The 17,320-nt window shown below is 63.3% G+C and carries 15 protein-coding genes and 1 rRNA gene; 3 read left to right on the forward strand and 13 right to left on the reverse strand.

Annotated features, from left to right (window positions below):
• Nucleotides 1–180: 180 nt before the first annotated feature.
• Nucleotides 181–295, forward strand: a 5S ribosomal RNA gene (rrf, locus tag G455_RS0119930).
• 291 nt (nucleotides 296–586) lie between these two features.
• Here rrf and G455_RS0119935 read toward each other — a convergent pair.
• The 6 genes from G455_RS0119935 to G455_RS0119960 form a co-directional block, all read right to left on the reverse strand.
• Nucleotides 587–1,180, reverse strand: coding sequence for a VC0807 family protein (locus G455_RS0119935; protein WP_028095295.1), 594 nt, complete (start codon nucleotides 1,178–1,180; stop codon nucleotides 587–589).
• Nucleotides 1,181–1,337: 157 nt separating this feature from the next.
• On the reverse strand, nucleotides 1,338–2,648 hold the full coding sequence (locus G455_RS0119940) for a TRAP transporter large permease (protein WP_028095296.1): 1,311 nt from the start codon (nucleotides 2,646–2,648) through the stop codon (nucleotides 1,338–1,340).
• Nucleotides 2,648–3,169: a TRAP transporter small permease gene (locus G455_RS0119945; protein WP_028095297.1), complete on the reverse strand. Its 522-nt coding sequence runs from the start codon at nucleotides 3,167–3,169 to the stop codon at nucleotides 2,648–2,650. The genes G455_RS0119940 and G455_RS0119945 overlap by 1 nt, the downstream gene beginning before the upstream one ends.
• 67 nt (nucleotides 3,170–3,236) lie before the next feature.
• A complete protein-coding gene (locus G455_RS24825; protein ID WP_035367096.1) occupies nucleotides 3,237–4,247 on the reverse strand; it encodes a TRAP transporter substrate-binding protein in 1,011 nt (336 codons plus the stop codon).
• A gap of 225 nt (nucleotides 4,248–4,472) precedes the next feature.
• Complete coding sequence (locus G455_RS0119955; protein WP_035367097.1) at nucleotides 4,473–5,177, reverse strand: LrgB family protein; 705 nt, start codon at nucleotides 5,175–5,177, stop codon at nucleotides 4,473–4,475.
• On the reverse strand, nucleotides 5,158–5,508 hold the full coding sequence (locus G455_RS0119960; RefSeq protein WP_229861848.1) for a CidA/LrgA family protein: 351 nt from the start codon (nucleotides 5,506–5,508) through the stop codon (nucleotides 5,158–5,160). The genes G455_RS0119955 and G455_RS0119960 overlap by 20 nt, the downstream gene beginning before the upstream one ends.
• 139 nt (nucleotides 5,509–5,647) lie before the next feature.
• On the opposite strand from G455_RS0119960, the gene G455_RS0119965 reads away from it, so the two are divergent.
• Complete coding sequence (locus G455_RS0119965) at nucleotides 5,648–6,544, forward strand: LysR family transcriptional regulator (protein WP_028095300.1); 897 nt, start codon at nucleotides 5,648–5,650, stop codon at nucleotides 6,542–6,544.
• Nucleotides 6,545–6,581: 37 nt separating this feature from the next.
• Here the strand turns inward: G455_RS0119965 and G455_RS0119970 are convergent, their stop codons facing one another.
• The 7 genes from G455_RS0119970 to G455_RS0120000 form a co-directional block, all read right to left on the reverse strand.
• Nucleotides 6,582–7,718, reverse strand: coding sequence for a M20/M25/M40 family metallo-hydrolase (locus G455_RS0119970; protein WP_028095301.1), 1,137 nt, complete (start codon nucleotides 7,716–7,718; stop codon nucleotides 6,582–6,584).
• Nucleotides 7,715–8,875 (reverse strand): M20 aminoacylase family protein, encoded by a 1,161-nt coding sequence (locus G455_RS0119975; protein WP_028095302.1) that lies wholly within the window; start codon nucleotides 8,873–8,875, stop codon nucleotides 7,715–7,717. Before G455_RS0119975 ends, G455_RS0119970 begins: the two co-directional genes overlap by 4 nt.
• A gap of 29 nt (nucleotides 8,876–8,904) precedes the next feature.
• The gene (locus G455_RS0119980; RefSeq protein WP_035367099.1) at nucleotides 8,905–10,413 is read right to left on the reverse strand and encodes a M81 family metallopeptidase; all 1,509 of its coding nucleotides are present in this window, start codon (nucleotides 10,411–10,413) and stop codon (nucleotides 8,905–8,907) included.
• A 41-nt stretch (nucleotides 10,414–10,454) separates the two neighbouring features.
• A complete protein-coding gene (locus tag G455_RS0119985; RefSeq protein ID WP_035367100.1) occupies nucleotides 10,455–12,077 on the reverse strand; it encodes an ABC transporter ATP-binding protein in 1,623 nt (540 codons plus the stop codon).
• A 2-nt stretch (nucleotides 12,078–12,079) separates the two neighbouring features.
• Nucleotides 12,080–12,949, reverse strand: a complete 870-nt coding sequence (locus tag G455_RS0119990; RefSeq protein ID WP_028095305.1) for an ABC transporter permease — start codon at nucleotides 12,947–12,949, stop codon at nucleotides 12,080–12,082.
• Entirely contained in the window at nucleotides 12,949–13,890 is a 942-nt protein-coding gene (locus G455_RS0119995) for an ABC transporter permease (RefSeq protein ID WP_028095306.1), read from the reverse strand. The genes G455_RS0119990 and G455_RS0119995 overlap by 1 nt, the downstream gene beginning before the upstream one ends.
• A gap of 119 nt (nucleotides 13,891–14,009) precedes the next feature.
• Entirely contained in the window at nucleotides 14,010–15,596 is a 1,587-nt protein-coding gene (locus tag G455_RS0120000; RefSeq protein WP_028095307.1) for an ABC transporter substrate-binding protein, read from the reverse strand.
• Nucleotides 15,597–16,011: 415 nt separating this feature from the next.
• On the opposite strand from G455_RS0120000, the gene G455_RS0120005 reads away from it, so the two are divergent.
• Nucleotides 16,012–17,316 (forward strand): ArgE/DapE family deacylase, encoded by a 1,305-nt coding sequence (locus G455_RS0120005; protein WP_229861847.1) that lies wholly within the window; start codon nucleotides 16,012–16,014, stop codon nucleotides 17,314–17,316.
• Nucleotides 17,317–17,320: the final 4 nt, after the last annotated feature.

Genomic DNA, 17,320 nt, shown 5'->3' on the forward strand with positions numbered 1-17,320 from the left:
GCTTGATTTGTTCCAGTAATAGACAAACTTACTGTAAAATCAAAAGCATACCCCAACAGTGTACTGACTTCGACAACACGATTGATCAACGAGCAGGAACTCGCATTTTACTCCGTGAAATACGATGCATCCTGCCCGTCGCGACGGTCAAATACCTCGCGACGTAGAGCCCTTATTCGGATTGGTGGTCATAGCACAAGCGAAACACCCGGTCCCTTCCCGAACCCGGCCGTTAAGCGCTGTCGCGCCAATGGTACTGCGTCTTAAGACGTGGGAGAGTAGGTCGCCGCCAGTCCTAATAAGCGCTCTAATTCCTCTCTATAGCGATCAATATCCCAATATATGTCGGTAAGCTCCAGGTTGCAGCTAGATGGTTGTCGACCTCTCATGCCGTTGCGCAGATCCCGTGCGCGCACTCCCCCCACACAGCCCTCCGGAAACCTATCCTCCCTCTTGGGACGGCTCTTTTTCTGGCCGAAAATATCCCGGGGCAGGGCAACCTCAGCCAGGCCGCCGGCAGGCCACACAGCCGTCAACCTTCCCTGCTCCGGCCTCCGGAGTGGCTGAGCGTCACCCCCTGCCTCCATCAGATGGAACGCAGAATCTCATCGCTTCGGCGCTGGCCGTAACGCATGCTCCAGCCGATCATCAGGGCGAAGACGCTAATCCACATCGCTTCACTGAGGATCAGAAACGCGGCAGGTGGTATGAACGGGATCAGAATGGCGCGGCTCAGCGCCTCGCAAATCAACACCAGGGCCCAGACCCTGGTCATGAAACGCATCATCTTGCGGTAGTCCGCAGATCGTTCCCATAGCGCCGCGATATCGGCTCGGTCGGCGGCATCCCCTCGATCCGCGAGGTAGAAGACCAGCGGACGGGGGAACAGCAGTGACGCGGCGAAGGCCAGTCCGACCGATCCGGTGATCAGTGAACCCTTCAGCAGAGCCAGATAGGCGCTGTCGAACCACAGGCTGCTGATCAAGGACGCCAGCGTGGCCGTCAGGGTGATGATCGAGATCGCGGCGATCTGACGTTGCCTGACCCAGGATATAAGGATCATTCCAATGGGGAACAGTGATCCGATTGCCAGGGCATAGACCACTGACAGCCCGTAGTGGCGTGCGATCAGAAAGACCACATAGGGCAGGGGCGCGCCGAAGATGATATCATTCCGCATGGCCCCATTGTTCTGAGACAGAGCTTTATGAACCAATAACTTTTGTCACTGAGCGTGTTTTTGATGGCTCCGGCGTGGCTGGTTGATCACATTCAAGGCACCGATCGCCAGAAGGGACGCTGCACCGGGGTCGCGCGGCCGGTCGGTATGGTCCGGGTTAGAGGCGCCCGGTCAGCAGCAGTGAAATGCCCGGGAAGGCCAGCAGGATGGCAAGGCGCAGCAGATCGCTCAGTACGAAGGGGAGGACCCCGACCATGATGGTCTCGAACCGCATCCTGCGCGCGGCGCTTTTCACCATGAAGAGGTTCATCCCCACCGGTGGCGTGATCAGCCCCAGTTCGACAGTCACCACGGCGATGATGCCGAACCAGACGGGATCGTATCCATTGGCGAGGATGACGGGAAAGAAGATCGGCACCGTCAGCAGGATCATTGCCAGGCTCTCCATGAAGCAGCCAAGCACCACATAGAAGACCAGAATGCCCGCCATCACCTGCCAAGGGGAAAACCCGTTTTGGGTGAGGAAGTCGACCAGCGCCGAAGATAGCTGCGATGTGGTTAGCACGAAACCGAAAACTTCGGCCCCGATCAGGATCAGGAAGATCGACCCGGTGGTGATGACGGTCTCGACAAAGGCAGCGACCAGCTCTTTGCGAGGAATGCGGCGCTTGAGGGCATAGAGCAGCGACAATGCGGCGCCGACGCCACCGGCTTCGGTCGGGGTGAAGAGATTGCCGTAAAGTCCGCCCATCACCAGACCGAAGAGCAGCAGGGAGGGCGCGAACAGGCGCAGCGTTTCGACCCGGCGACCCGGCTCCGTCACATGGGGGGGCTCTGTGGCAGAGGCGGCGGTATCGGGTTTCCAGACCTGCGCCATGATCAGGATGGTCAGCAGATAGAGCACATAGGCCAGGCCGCCGGGCAGGATGCCGGCCAGGAACATCTCACCCACCGATTGTTCGGTAATCAGCGCATAGAGCATCAGCGCGATTGACGGCGGGATCAGGATCCCCAGGGTGCCGCCGGCGGCGAGCGAGCCCGTCGCCAGCCGCAGATCATAGCCATGGGCGCGCATCTCGGGCAGGGCGACCCGGGTCATGGTGGAGGCCGTGGCCAGGGAGGAGCCCGACACCGTCGAGAATACGGCCGAGGCGGTGACCCCGGCGGCAGCCAACCCGCCGGACCAGCCGTGCGTCAGCAGCAGCGCGCCGCGGAACAGATCCGCTGCTACCCCCGAACGGGAAATCAGATTGCCCATCAGCAGGAACAGGGGGATCAGCGTAAAGGAATAGCTGGTGATCGTCTCGAAGGTGGCAGTCTTCAGCACGTTCAGCGCCGGGGCAAAGCTCACGATGGCAGAGAACCCGGCGATACCGGCGCCGATCATCGCCAGGCCGACCGGTGCACCCAGCAGGACGGCGACGAATACCGCAAAGACCGAGATATATCCGATCAGCAAGGGGGCCATCACAAAAGCTCCGCCTTCTGGCTGCGGCTGGTCAGCGTTTCGCGCAGTGCCACCACGGCCAGCGCGGCGCATTCCAGCGTATAGAGCCCATAGATCAGATACATCGGCAGGCGCAGATCCTGTGTCTCCTCCTGACGGGCCAGGCTGGCGAGCGTCTCGTGATAGAACAGCCGGCACAGGATTGCGGCCAGCAGGACAATCGCGGCGAACCACAGGCGGGCGATGGCGAGCTGCAGGGGTTGAGGCAACCGCCCGACAAGGATGTCGACCGCGATCATGCCGCCGCGCATCGAGGCGGTCAGAGCCGCCAGTGCGATCATCCCCAACAGGTAGGAGACCTGTTCAATGGCTCCGGGAAGCATCAGGTTGATCGCGGTATCGGTCAGATCGAAGATCAGCCGGGCCAAAACGTTGAACCCCACGACGAAGACCATATAGGCCAATCCGATCCCTGCGAGGGCAATACAGGCGGCTTCGATGCCCTCGGCCAGACGCCGAAGTGCGGAAACAAACATGTTCATCCCGTGACCTCTGCAAGGGGAAAGCCGGGCCGCCGTCAGGGGGCGGCCCGCAGCTCGGGGCAGAGGCTCAGTTCAGCTCTGCCTGGCACTCGGAGACATAGCTCTTGACGGCGGCATAGGTGGACGTGCCGGGCAGTCCCCGGGCGTCAAGCTCGGCGATATAGGCGTCCGAGGCCCGTTGTGCGGCAGCATCCCATCGGGCGCGTTCCGCCTCGTCCAGGGTGATGACCGTCGATTCCTTCTCCAGCCGCGCGAGGGTCTTGGCTCCTGCCTCGTCATAACCTTTGCCGGCGATCACCGCCCATTTCATGCCGCTGTTGTCATCCACCGCCTTTTTTGCCTCGGGGGAGAGGGCCTCGTATTTGGCTTTGTTCATGGTGGTGACGAAGGCCAGTGCGTAGAAGCCGAAGACGGTGTGATAGCCGGTCAGCTCGTCCAGCCGGAAGCTGTCGACGCTTTCCCAGGGTAGCATATAGCCGTCGATCGCGCCGCGCTGCAGTGCCTCATAGGTATTGGGGGCGGGCATGCCGACGGGTTCGGCGCCCAATTCGTCCAGCAGGCCGCCGACAACTTGCGTCGGGCGCCGCAGCTTGACCCCCTTGAGGTCCTCCAGCCGGTGCACCGGGATTTTTGCGGTATGCAGATGGCCTGGATCGTGGGTGTGGACGAAAAGAACGTGGGTATCCTTGAACTCCTCGTCCAGTGCACCGGAATCGAAGAGCTTTTGAAACGCGCAGGAGCCGACCGCACCGGTCTGGAACAGGCCTGGCAGTTCCATGATCTGGGCCAGAGGGAAACGCCCGGCGGTATAGCCGGGAACGGTCCAGGCGATATCGGCGATGCCGGTGACGGCGTTGTCGTATCCGGCGGCAGCCTTGCCCAGTGTCTGCGCCGGAAAGATCTGAACGTCGAGGGCATCGGCGCCGGCCTCGACCGCGGTGGCCCAGTCTTCAAAGATGGTCTGGTTCTGCCAACTTGCCGCTGACATGAAATGTGCATAGCGCAGGGTATCCTTGGCGTGAAGCGGCGCTGCGGCGCCAAGGGCGAAAGTGACGGTGAGGGCCAGTTTCTTCAGCATGTCTGTCCGGGTCTCCCTGTCAGGGTGCAGTGGCTCCATCGCACGATCAGATGATGTATAATCATGCGATGATGCAGCGGATCGTCTATCCAGGATGCAAGGTCAATGACCTGTCCCCCAGACGGGGCATTTCACGGGAAAAAGAGGATTGGCTGCACCGGTTCTGGACCAGCCGGCGTGCCGGCTGGTGCTGCGCGAGACGAGGAGGCATGGGGCGGGGGCTGCTTAGTGCAGGAGTCCGGCCAGAAGCGGTGCGACAAGTACATTCATCATGCCCACCAGCACCATGACCAGCCCGGAGATCGCGCCCTCAGTCTGGCCGATCTGATGCGCCTTGGCGGTGCCGGCGCCATGGGCCGCCACACCGAAAAGCGCGCCGCGCGCCAGGGCGGAGCGCAGCGGCACCCGCGTTAGCAGCACATCGCCCATCACTGTCCCCGCGACGCCGGTGAGGATGACGAAGACGGCCGTCAGTTCGGGCACGCCGCCGATGTCGCCGGAGACCTCCATCGCGAAGGGCGTGCTGATCGACCGGGGCAGCAGGCTCAGCCGGAGTGCGCCGCTCAGTCCCAGCACGGTGGCCAGCCCCCAGCTTGTCAGCACGGCAGTCAGGCTGCCGGCGATCATGCCGACCAGCAGCACCGGCCATTGCGCCCGGATCAGCTTGCGGTGTTCGTAGATCGGGATCGCGAAAGCCACCGTCGCCGGCCCCAACAGCAGGATCAACCAGCGGGTGCCACCAATGTAATCGCCATAGTTGCCGTGCAGCGCCACCAGCAGCGCGCCGACCAGAACGGGCGTCAGCGCCATCGGCATCAGCCACCAATAGCCCAGCCGGCGATAGAGCCGTTTCGACAGGGCATAGAGGCCGATGGTCGCGACCGACCAGAACAGCGCATGGGCGAGCGGGTTAGTGAGAAGTGCGCTCATGACCAAGCCTCCAGCGCAGGAACAGATCAACGGCCAGACCGGTCACCAGCATCACCGCAAGGGTGCTTATCAGGATGACCGCCAGAACCTTCAGCCCGATCAGCCCGAGGAATTCGTGGTGATCGACCACCGCCAGGGCGGCTGGCACGAAGAACAGGATCATGTCGGCCAGAAAACAGTTGGCGCCGCGCCGGGCGCTGAAAACGCTGAGCCGCTGTGTCAGCAGCAGCCCCAGCAGCACCACCATGCCGATCAGCCCACCAGGCAGTGGCAGGCCCAGAAGTCGGACAAGCCCTTCGCCCAGTCCCCAGAAGGCGAAGACAAGCGTCACCTGCAACAGGCGGCTGCGGCGCAAGGCGCGGCGAAGACGGAGGAGAAGAGGGCGTAACATCATGGACCGAAAATAGGATCGGACGGATCATGATGAAAATGAATTGATTGACTGATATCTATTCCGATATGGACTTGATGTGGAATTCAGAACGCTCAGGGTCTTTGTCGAAGTCGTGCGCCAGGGGGGCTTTTCCCAGGCGGCGAAGGTGATTTTCTCGACCCAGTCCACTGTCAGCAAGGCGGTCAAGCAGTTGGAGGATGAGCTTGGTGTGCCACTGCTGGATCGGATCGGTCACAGAAGTGTGATGACCGCGGCAGGAGAAGTCGTCTATCGGCGAGGCATCAAGCTGTTGGCTGAACGCGATGACCTGCTGGCCGAGCTGGACGAGGTGCGCGGGCTGAAGCGCGGCGTTCTGAGGCTGGGCCTGCCGCCGGTCGGCAGCAGCACGCTGTTCGCGCCGGTCTTCGCCCGGTTCCGCCAGCGCTATCCAGGGGTGGAAATCCGGTTGCTGGAACATGGCAGTTCGCAACTCGAGGCGATCCTGCGCGCCGGGGACATCGACTTTGCCGGGCTTCTGGCACCGATGTCCGAGGAATTCGACTGGCAGGTTGTACGCAGCGAACCGTTGGTGGCACTGCTGCCGATAGATCATCCGTTTGCCTCCCGTCCGAGGCTGAGCATCGAAGAGCTGCGCGAGATGCCCTTCATCATCTTTGAACGCGGGTTCACCCTGAATCGCATGGTTCTGGATCGCAGTCGCGAGGCCGGGTTCGAGCCGGTGATCGCAGCGCAAAGCAGTCAGATCGACTTCATGATCGAATTGGTGGCGGCGGGGATCGGCGTGACTTTCCTGCCGCGGATGATCGCGGCTCAGCGGCAGCATCCGATGGTTCGCGCGGTGGAACTGACCGCCCCGGGCATGGTCTGGCGGATGAGCATGGCCTGGCGGCGCGGTGCTTATCTGTCGGGTGCTGCACGCGCCTGGCTCGATCTGCTGGGCGAGGTTCACGGCGGTGACGCGGGGCAGATGTGAAAAGGGCGCCCGGCCGGGGCGCCCTTGGTCTTCGGGCTCAGGCCAGTGTGGTCAGCAGGCCGGCCATCATCCGGGTGCGCGGGACGACCATGTCCTCGTAGATATGCTCTTCCAGTGTATGCAGCCCGGCGCCCTTGACGCCCAGCGAACACAGGCTGGGGATGCCCAGGGCACCGGTAAAATTGGCATCCGATCCGCCACCCTGGCTGCGGTGCGGCATGGCATAGCCCAGCTCCTCGGAAATCGCCTTGGCCTGTTCGTAAAGCGCCATGGTGCCCGGCATGTCGGGTTCCCAGACCGGGCGGGTGACGCCCCGGGTGACGGTGAACTTCACCCCGTTGCGCTCGCCCGAAAGCGCCAGCATCTTTTCGATCCCCGCATCCAGGTCAGCTTGTTCCTTGGCCATTGAAAGGCATTCGGCGCTGGCGAAGGAGGGCACGCAATTCACCCATTGGCCCGAGGCGATGTTGTTGCAGGAGAAGGTGCAATCCTCGCTCGTCATCTCTTCGATCTCGATGATCCGCTTGGCCAGTTCCCGCACGGCCGAGACCCCGCCCTTGATATCGGCGCCGGCATGGCTGGGTTTGCCTTCGGTCGTCAGATTGAACCGCGCGATGGCATAGCGGCCGGTGGTCACCCCGTTGTCGGGATGCGACGGCTCGGGGCAGAGCACGTATTTGGCGCGCTTCGCCTCGGTTTCGATCAGCGTCCGGGTGGCTGGCGTGCCGATCTCCTCATCCGGGGTGAACAGGGCGACAATGGGCAGCGGTGTCTCGATCCCGGCGTCCTGAATGGCGCGGATCGCCTCCAGCGTGATGAAGTTGCCGCCCTTCATGTCCTGAATGCCGGGGCCATAGACCTTGCCGTTTTCGCGGCGGAAAGGGTTCTTGGCCAGTGTCCCGACGGGGTGCACGGTGTCAAGATGGCCGGTGATCATGATCCCGGGCGTGCCCATCTTGGGGTGCGGGAAATGCGCCCGCACCGATCCGCCCAGTCCCATCACCCCGGGAATACGTTCGATGGTGGCGCCCAGTTCGGCGCATTTCATCGCCACCAGATCCATCATCCGGTCACAGGCGGCGCCGTCCCAGGTGGGGCTTTCGCATTCGATCCAGGGTTTCAGGCCTTCGACGATGGCATTGGTGTCGAAAGAGAGGTCTTTCCAACTGGTCATGCGGCCGCTCCGCGATAGGTGATCAGATTGACATAGATGCTGGCACCGACGGGCAGGATCGCGTCGTCGAGCACATAGCCGGGGTTGTGGGGCGCGATGGTGCCGGAGTGGCCGACGGTGCAATAGGCGCCGGGGACGATGCGCAGCATATCGGCGAAATCCTCCGAGCCCATGGCAAGCTCGTTGCGCAGTCCGGCCTGATCGGTGCCGACCACCGGTGCGGCGGCGTCGATCATCGCGTCTGACAGCGCATCGTCATTCACCAGCACGTCGAAGACATTGCGGATGTCGACGTCGATCTCGACCCCATAGCCTTCCGCCGCCCCGGCGCAGAGCGCGCGGATCCGGTCCGAGATCAGTTCACCCACTTCGGGGTCGAAGAACCGGATTGTGCCGCCGAACTCCGCCTCGTTGGGGATGACGTTATAGGCCGCGCCCGAATGCAGCATGGTGACCGAAACCACCGCCGGCTTGGTCGGCGGGATGTTGCGCGACACGATCGACTGGATTTGCTGGATCAGGTTGGTGGCGATCACGATGGGGTCGCGGCTGCCCTCTGGGTGGGCACCGTGGCTGCCCTTGCCGGTGATGCGCACGTCGAAGAAGTTCGACCCGGCCATTGCCGCGCCCTTCTTGATGCGGACCACGCCGGGCTCGTCCATGGTGGAGTTGTGCATCCCATAGATTTCATCGCAGGGAAAACGGTCGAACAGCCCATCGGCGATCATCGCCCTGGCTCCGCCCAGCCCCTCTTCTGCCGGCTGGAAGATGAAGACGGCAGTGCCGGCGAAATCCGGGTGTTCGCTGAGGTAGCGCGCCGCGCCGAGCAGCATGGTGGTGTGCCCGTCGTGACCGCAGGCGTGCATCACGCCGGGGGTCTTCGACGACCAGGGCAGGTTGGTTTCCTCGTGAATCGGCAGCGCGTCCATATCGGCGCGCAGCCCGATGGTCTTGCCGGGCTTTGAGCCCTTCAGCACGCCGACCACACCGGTCTTGCCGATGCCGGTGGTGACCTCGATTCCCCAGGATTTCAGCTTTTCCGCAACGATGCCCGATGTGCGGATTTCCTCGAACCCCAGTTCGGGGTGTTCGTGCAGATCGCGGCGGATCGCCGTCAGTTCGTCGGCATAGTCCGCGATATCTTCAATGACCGGCATTGCGGTCTCCTTCTTTCTTCGTGATGTCTTCAGGCGGTCTCGGTTTCCGGCTGGAACACTGGACCCAGCGCACCGATGCGGACACCGGGGCGCAGCCGTTGCCAGGGCAGCAGTGCAGGATCGACGGCCATCGGGCCGGGGGCGGCACAGACCATCAGATGCGAGGCAATCGGTTCGAAATCCGCGCGGAAATGGACCGAGCTCTTGACGATCAGGATCGGCTCCTCGGTCGGCTCGATGCCGACCTGGCGGAACATTTCCTGATCGGCCATCTGCGCCTTGGCCGAGACCAGGGCGATCCTGAGATCGCCAAGCTTCAGGCAGGCCGAGGGGCCCATATTCATTACCTTGCCGCGAAAATAGGGGCCCTTGGCCTCGAAATTTCCGTCCGAAAGGGCCTCAATCAGGAAGTCGCCGGTGAAGGGGGCGTCGCCCTCGACCCCGGATTGCCCACCGATCGTCAATGTGACGGTGGCTCCGACGCCCGCAGCATGGGCTGCCTGCGCCGCCTCCGGATCGTAGAGATTGCCGATGGCGCCCTTGGCGCCGAGTTTTGCCATCGCCCGGATCATGCCGGTGGTGTTGCTGTCAGCGCCGGCGCCGGGATTGTCTTGGGTATCGGAGATCACCACCGGCCCCTGACGTCCGGGCTCCGCGGCCAGCCGCATCGCTTCGGCCACGCCTTCCTCTGGGGTCCAGACCTTGCCCTTGAAGGCGGGCTCGGCGGCTTCGATGGCCTCCATCATCTTGTCGGCGGCTTCATCGGCGCCGGGGCCATAGGCCAGCACCGTCATCTGGCATTCGGGGAAGTCGGCGGCGGGAAAGCCCATGTTGAAGCTCATGTCGCGGTCCTGGCCCGACAGTTCCTCAAGCTTGGCATAGAGATCGCGCGCGGGATCGGCATGGGTGCATTGCCAGGCGATGGCGGTCAGGAAGGGGGCGATGCGCATCGCCTTTTCCGGCTTGGGGCCGGTCAGCATCCGCCCCAGCGCCCTGGCGCCGCGCAGCCCGGTTTCGGCCATGTCCACATGCGGATAGGTGCGATAGCTTTCCAGCACATCGGCCATGTCGAACATCTTCGCCGTGACGTTGGCATGCAGATCCAGGCAGACCACGATGGGAATGTCCTTGCCCAGCTTTTCGCGCAGACGGGTCAGCAGTTCGCCTTCGCCATCGTCGTGATGTTCGGTGACCATGGCGCCATGCAGATCAAGAAAGACCCCGTCGAGCGGCAGCTCGGCGACGATCCGGTCGATCATCTCGCTGGCGATCCGCTCGAAGGCGTCCTCGGTCACATGCGCCGAGGGTGAGGTGGCGCAGAAAAGGGTGGGACGCAGGTTCCAGCCCTGGGCCTCGCCTTCGCGGATGGCGCCCGAGATCGCGGCATTCACATCGCGGAAGGTTTCAATGATCTCTGCCCCGCGCATCATGCGCCCGGAGCCGCCGCCATGGGCGAAATCGTCATAGGTGGCCTTCGACGGAGCGAAGGTATTGGTTTCGTGCAGAAAGCCGCCGATCGCGATACGGGGGGCAGTCATGAGAACTCCATTGAGCAAAAGGGGGGGAGGAGGCGGCCCGATCAGGCCGCCACAGGTCGGAAGTTGGCGAAATCCCAGTCGCGGCCCGGGGCCGCGGAGAGGAGCGCCTGGGTATATTCGTGCTGCGGATTGCCCAGCACGTCACCGGTGGCGCCGATCTCGACCACCTCGCCGCGCCGCATCACGCAAACCTCGTCGCAGATTTGCGCAGCGACACGCAGGTCGTGGGTGATAAAGAGAATGGCGATGCCGGTGCGCTGTTGGATTTCGGCCAGAAGCTCCAGCACCTGCGCCTGCACCGACACATCGAGCGCGGAGACCGCCTCGTCGGCGACCAGCAGCTCGGGCTCCATTGCCAGCGCGCGGGCGATGGCGATCCGCTGCCGCTGCCCGCCCGAGAACATATGCGGATAGCGCTGGGCGGCCGAGGCTGGCAGCCCCACCAGTTCCAGCAATTCCGCCGCACGGGCGCGGGCCTGGTCCTTGGGCATGCCATAGTTCACCGGCCCCTCGATGATGCTTTCCTCAATGGTCAGCCGGGGGTTGAGCGAACGATAGGGGTCCTGGAATACCATCTGCAGTTTCTTGCGGAAGGGATGCAGCCCGCCCCGGGTCAGTCCAGCGATCTCCTGGCCGCCGACGCGGATGCCGCCTGAACTGGGGTCGATCATCCGCATCACGCAGCGCGCCACCGTGCTCTTGCCCGAGCCGCTTTCTCCGACGATGCCCAGCGTCCGGCCGGCCTTCAGTTCAAAGGTCACGTCGCGGGCGGCATGGGTGGTCTTGGTCTTCGACAGGAATTTGCCGCCGCCATAGATCTTGTTCAGTTCGCTCACCTGCAACGCCGGTTTCGGGTCGGTGACCGGCCGCGCCGGGCGCGGCACCAGAGAGGGAACCGAGGAAAGAAGCTGGCGGGTATAATCCTTTTGCGGCGCCGACAGGATTTGCGACACGGGGCCGTCTTCGACCAGATCGCCCCTGTTCATAACATAGACGCGATCGGCGATCTCCGCGACCACCCCCATGTCATGGGTGATGAACAGGACGGCGGTGCCGTGCTTGACCTGCAAGTCCTTGATCAGTTTGAGGATCTGGAGCTGTGTCGTGACGTCGAGCGCAGTGGTGGGTTCGTCCGCGATTAGCAGACGCGGCTCCAGCACCAGGGCCATGGCGATCATGATCCGCTGCCGTTGCCCGCCAGACAACTGGTGAGGGTAGCTGCGGGCGATCCGTTCGATATCCGGCAGGCCGACCTGATCCAGAATGTCCATCACCCTGGCATGGCAGTCGGCGTTGGACAGTTTGGTATGGGCTTGCAGAACCTCGGTGATCTGTTCGCCGACCTTGATTACCGGGTTCAGCGCCGTCATCGGTTCCTGAAAGATCATCGACATCCGGGTGGCACGGGCATCGCGTAGCTGCGCCGGGCTCAGATCCAGAAGGTTCTCTCCATCCAGCAGGATACGCCCCGAGGTCACCTTGAGCGATCCCTTGGGCAACAGCCCCATGGTCGCCAGCGAGCTGACCGATTTGCCGGAGCCGGATTCTCCCACCAGGCAGACGGTTTCGCCTTCGTTGATCTCGATCGAGATGCCGTGGACGACTTCGAGGCCGGCCTTGGAGTCGACACTGACATGCAGGTCTTCGATTTGCAGAACGGGCATGATCAGTCCTCCCTTTTGCCCATGCGGGGATCCAGGATGTCGCGTGCGGCATCCCCCAGCAGGTTGATCGACAGGATACACAGAGACAGCGCCAGGCCGGGCCAGAGGATCAGCATCGGCTTGAGCTGGAAGTAGATCCGCGCCTCGGCCATGATGTTGCCCCAGGTCGGCGTCTCGGTCGAAACGCCGGCGCCCAGAAAGCTCAGGATCGCTTCGGTCAGGATCGCCGAGGCGCAGACATAGGTGGCCTGCACGGTGAGCGGCGCGAAGGTGTTGGGCATCAGGTGGCGCCACAGCACCCTGGGCATCGAGGTGCCAAGCGCAATGGCGGCCTCGACATAGGGTTCTTCGCGGGCGCTCAGCACGATGGAGCGGACCAGCCGTACCACCCGGGGGATTTCCGGGATGGTGATGGCGGCCATCACGGTCCAGATGCTGGCGCCCATCAGCGACACGATGGCGATGGCCAGCAGGACCGAAGGCATCGCCATCAGCCCGTCCATGACGCGCATGACGATGGCGTCGGCGGTGCGGAAAAAGCCGGACACCAGCCCGATCGCCAGCCCCAGCACCACCGCCATGATGGTGACGCCGATGCCGATCATCAGCGATACCCGGGCGCCGTAGATCACCCGGCTCAGCAGGTCGCGCCCGTAGGCGTCGGTGCCCAGCAGGTACTCTGCCGAGGGCGGTTTCAGCCGCATGACCGGATCTTGCAGGATCGGGTCGTGCGGGACGATGAGCGGCGCGAAAATCGCGGCCAGAATGATCAGCGCCAGCACCACGGCCGCGATCATGGGGGCGATGCCGACACGTTCGGTCAGCAGGCGGGTCGATAGGGGAAAGGCCCCTCGCAGGGTTTTCTCGGCCATCAGTAGCGGATCCTCGGATCGAGCAGGGAATAGGAAAGGTCGATCAGCAGGTTGACCAGAACATAGACACCCGAGGTCAGCAGGATCAGCGCCTGGATCACCGGATAGTCGCGGGCAAAGATGCTGTCGACGGTCAGCCGGCCGAGACCGGGGATGTTATAGACGCTCTCGGTCACCACCACGCCCGAGATCAGCAGCGCAAAGCCGGTGCCGATCACCGTCATCACCGGCACGGCGGCATTGCGCAGCGCGTGGCGGAATAGCACCCGGGCTTCGGTCAGCCCCTTGGCGCGGGCGGTGCGGACGTAATCCTCGTTCAGCACGTCCAGCAGGCTGGCCCGCGTCATCCGTGCGATCAGCGCGATATAGATCGACGCCAGGGTCAGCGCCGGCAGCACCGCGCGAGCGGCGAAACCGGCCAGATCCTTCGATGGCGCCTTATAGCCCTGAACCGGCAGCCACCTCAGGTCGATGGCGAACAGCTTGATCAGCAGATAGCCGATTACGAAGACCGGAACGGAAAAGCCCAGGACCGAAAAGGTCATCACCAGGTGATCCACCCAGCTTCCCTGTTTCCAGGCGGCCAGAACGCCCATCGGCACCGCGATGATCACTGACAGGCTGAGCGTGATGATGGCGATCCAGATGGTCGGCCACATGCGGTCGGCGACAAGGTCGATCACCGGTTTGTTCGAGATCAGCGAGGTGCCGAAGTCACCTTGCAAAAGCGCGCCGATCCAGCGGAAGAACTGCACCAGCAGCGGATCGTTCAGGCCGAGCGTTTCTCGGATCCGGTCGAGCTGCTCGGGCGTGGCCATGTCGCCGGCGAGGATCGCGGCGGGATCGCCTGGCGTCAGGCGCAGCAGCAAAAAGACGAAAACAGCCACGACCAGCATCACCGGAATGGCGGCCAGCACGCGGCGGAGGAAATAGATGGGCATCTCGGCTCCTTCCTGCGGAACAAGTCGCCGGCCTCGGAGCGGGGCGGGAGGACTTGCGCGGGGTATTTCTAGGAATTCGGCGCGCCGCCCCCCGGAGAGGGAGGGCGGCGCGATCGGCCTTAGCCTTCGGTCTTCTCGATTCCCCAGAACACCGGGAACGGTGCCTTGGTCACGCCGGTGAGCGCTTCGCTCCAGGCGGAGGGGGAGTAATATTGACCCAGATGGATGTAGTTCACGTTATCCATCACATGAGCCTGGATTTTCTGCGCGATGGCCTTCTGCGTGCCGAGATCGGCCGCACTGGCGAATTCCGTCCGCAGCGTTTCGATTTCAGGATCGTCCGGCCAGCCGAACCAGGCCTGATCGCCGCGACCGTTCAGCATGACGTTGGCCAGCGGGCCGGAGACTTCGGGCACGATCCAGTTGGTGAAGAAGATGTTCCAGCCACCATCGGCGGGCGCCGCCTGGCTGGCGCGACGGGTCACCAGGGTCTGCCAATCCATCGGCTGCATGTCGACGTTGAAACCGGCGTTGCGCAGGGCCTGGGCCGCCACGATCGGCTGGGCGGTCAGGGTGGTCACGTCGGTGGGCTGCATCAGCACGATGGGCGTACCGTCATAACCGGCTTCTTCCAGCAGCTTCTTGGCGCCTTCGATATCGCCGCCCGAGGTCAGGGTTTCCGACCCGTCGGTAAATTCGAACGGCGTGCCACAGCCGAAAATCGCGCCACAGACCTTGAAGTATTCCGGGTTGCCGATCAGCGCGGTCAGCACGTCCTCCTGGCTCATCGCCATCAGCGCGGCCTGGCGGATCTTGGGATTGTCGAACGGCGGGTGGAGGAAGTTCATGCGGCCGATGGTGACCGAGCCCAGCGGTGACAGTACTTCGGATTTGACCTCGTCCATGCCTTGCAGCAGGGGCAGCAGATCCACCGGGACGGTTTCCATGAAGTCGATCTCGCCGTTGATCAGCGCGTTCATGGTGGTTTGCGCATCGGGCATGGTCACCCATTCGACGCGGTCAACCTTGACCTCCTTAGCGCCGGAGAACCAGCTTTGCGGGCCGGGGGCGGGGACGTAATCCTCGAACTTCTCGTAGACGACTTTGACGCCGGGCTGGAATTCCTCGGCGACGAACTTGAACGGGCCGGAGCCGACCATTTCGGTGATCGCCTCGCTGGCGGGAGTGTTGGCGATCCGCTCGGGCATCATGAACAGCGCCAGGCTGGAGACCTTGGCCATGGCCTGAAGAGTGTAGGGGAAGGGTTCCTTCAGGGTCAGCGTAAAGCTCTTGTCGCCGGTGGCCTCCAGGCTTTCCATCCGGTCGGAAATCATCTGACCTCCGCCGTCGCGTTGCATCCAGCGTTTGATTGACGCGATGCAGTCGGCCGGTGTGACCTCGCCGCCGTCGTGCCATTTTAGCCCATCGCGCAGGGTGAACGTATAGGTGAGCCCGTCTTCGGAAACCTCGAAATTCGCCATCTGCGGCTGCACGACGAAATCCGCGTCCAGGGCGACCAGCGTATCGAAAACCATAAAGGCGTTGTCACGGGTGATATGGGCGGTGGTGATCACCGGGTCCATCACCCGCAGGCCGGAATGCATGACTGCGGTAATCGTCTCGGCCGAAGCGGGCAGGGCCGACACCAGCGCCATTGCGGTGGCGCCGAGAATTCCGGTGCGGAGATTCCTCCAGATGGACGTCATCTTTGATCCTTCCTGTTGTCGTCTTGTTTCTTGAGCGTTCTGGTTTGTTGAGCGTTCTCGTCGTGCGGTTTTGACTCGGTTCGGGCTGCACGCCGCCCGGGCCGAGTATCGAGTCGCTTCGGTTTGGGACGGAAGCGAAATAGCCGATAAAAACTCACTTTACATAAACTGCCTAAAATGTGTGCGTTTTTTCCAGGCGTCGCGAGCGGGCGCGATCTGCGGGCGAAATCCGGCGGTTCTTGTCGCCGTCGTTCCGGTGCCTCTCCGATGGGCTGGCACATCTCTTGACGGAAAGGGTGCGGCGGGGTCAGGCTGGCGCGAATCCGGCCTCTGCCCTGGCCATATTGTCGTTTCGCAGGCCGGTCGGCCGACCGCGTCCAGCTTGTCGATTCCATCAGATCAGAAAGCGATTCCAATGTCTTATGACCTGCCTCTTGATCCCAATTTGCGTGACACTTTGGCCCAGGCCGTCCGGGCGGGGTTCGACCGCCAGATCGCGTTGACGAAAGAGCTGGTGCATTGCCCCTCGCAGCGGGGAGAGGAGCATACCGTCCAGGATCTCGTCTTCGCCGAACTGCGCAGACGGGGCTATCAGATGGAGCGCTTTGCCATGGACCGCGAGGCTTTGGCCGCCCATCCCGGGGCCGGGAAATGGAGCCCGCAGCACTCCGAGGCGCCGATTGTGGTGGGCATCCACCGGCCCCGGCAGGAAACCGGCCGGTCGTTGATCCTGCAGGGGCATGTCGACGTGGTGCCGACGGGCCCCGCGCATATGTGGACCGATCCGCCCTATTCCGCCACCATCCGCGACGGCAGGATGTACGGTCGCGGGGCGGGGGACATGAAATCGGGGCTCGCCTGCGGTATCGCCGCGCTCGACGCGCTCAGGGCGCTGGGCTGGCAGCCCGCAGCGACGCTTTATCTGCAATCGGTGGTCGAGGAGGAAAGCACCGGCGATGGCGCGCTGATGGCGCATATCCGCGGTTACAAGGCCGATGCGGCCCTGGTGCCCGAACCCACGGGCGAGGCGATGGTGCGTGCCAATCTGGGAGTGATCTGGTTCCGGGTGGAGTTCGAGGGCATTCCGCGTCACGTCAGCGAGATGGGCGAGGGTGCCAATGCCATCGACGCCGCGATCCGCACCATCGCCGCCCTGCGCCAGTTGGAAACCGCCTGGAACGACCGGCGCGGCGAGCATCCGCTGTTTGCCGACATGCCGAAGCCGATCAACCTGAACGTCGGGCGGATCGAAGGCGGCGAATGGGCCTCGTCGGTGCCGGCGACGGCGGCGGTGGATTTCCGCATCTCGCTGTTGCCGAACTGGGATGTGACCGCCTGCGCTGCCGAGATCGAGGCGCATCTGCAGGCCTTCGTCGCGGCGGATCCGTATCTGTCGAACAACCCGCCCCGGCTGGTCTGGAACGGCTTCATGGCGGACGGTTATGAGCAGCCCGAGGGCACCGAGGCCGAGGCGGTGCTGGGTCGTGCACATCAGGCCGCTACCGGCACGCCGCTGCCTGCGGTGGTGCTGCCGGCCTATATCGACACACGGATTTATGCCCTTTTCGACAAGATCCCGACGCTCTGTTATGGCGCGAAAAGCGGGCTTTCACATGGGATCGACGAATATGTCGAGATCGCGTCTCTGGAGCGGGTGACGCTGTCGATCGCACTGTTCATCGCCGAATGGTGCGGGTTGGAGCCCATCGACCCGGCCTAGGCCG

The sequence above is a fragment of the Pseudodonghicola xiamenensis DSM 18339 genome, from assembly GCF_000429365.1.
Classification (GTDB): Bacteria; Pseudomonadota; Alphaproteobacteria; order Rhodobacterales; family Rhodobacteraceae; genus Pseudodonghicola; species Pseudodonghicola xiamenensis.

Coding starts and splice junctions, on each gene's coding strand:
- G455_RS0119935 (WP_028095295.1), bottom strand. CDS start 1,180: ATGCGGAATGATATCATCTTCGGCGCGCCCCTGCCCTATGTGGTCTTT.
- G455_RS0119940 (WP_028095296.1), bottom strand. CDS start 2,648: ATGGCCCCCTTGCTGATCGGATATATCTCGGTCTTTGCGGTATTCGTC.
- G455_RS0119945 (WP_028095297.1), bottom strand. CDS start 3,169: ATGAACATGTTTGTTTCCGCACTTCGGCGTCTGGCCGAGGGCATCGAA.
- G455_RS24825 (WP_035367096.1), bottom strand. CDS start 4,247: ATGCTGAAGAAACTGGCCCTCACCGTCACTTTCGCCCTTGGCGCCGCA.
- G455_RS0119955 (WP_035367097.1), bottom strand. CDS start 5,177: ATGAGCGCACTTCTCACTAACCCGCTCGCCCATGCGCTGTTCTGGTCG.
- G455_RS0119970 (WP_028095301.1), bottom strand. CDS start 7,718: ATGACCAGTTGGAAAGACCTCTCTTTCGACACCAATGCCATCGTCGAA.
- G455_RS0119975 (WP_028095302.1), bottom strand. CDS start 8,875: ATGCCGGTCATTGAAGATATCGCGGACTATGCCGACGAACTGACGGCG.
- G455_RS0119980 (WP_035367099.1), bottom strand. CDS start 10,413: ATGACTGCCCCCCGTATCGCGATCGGCGGCTTTCTGCACGAAACCAAT.
- G455_RS0119985 (WP_035367100.1), bottom strand. CDS start 12,077: ATGCCCGTTCTGCAAATCGAAGACCTGCATGTCAGTGTCGACTCCAAG.
- G455_RS0119990 (WP_028095305.1), bottom strand. CDS start 12,949: ATGGCCGAGAAAACCCTGCGAGGGGCCTTTCCCCTATCGACCCGCCTG.
- G455_RS0119995 (WP_028095306.1), bottom strand. CDS start 13,890: ATGCCCATCTATTTCCTCCGCCGCGTGCTGGCCGCCATTCCGGTGATG.
- G455_RS0120000 (WP_028095307.1), bottom strand. CDS start 15,596: ATGACGTCCATCTGGAGGAATCTCCGCACCGGAATTCTCGGCGCCACC.
- G455_RS0120005 (WP_229861847.1), top strand. CDS start 16,012: ATGTCTTATGACCTGCCTCTTGATCCCAATTTGCGTGACACTTTGGCC.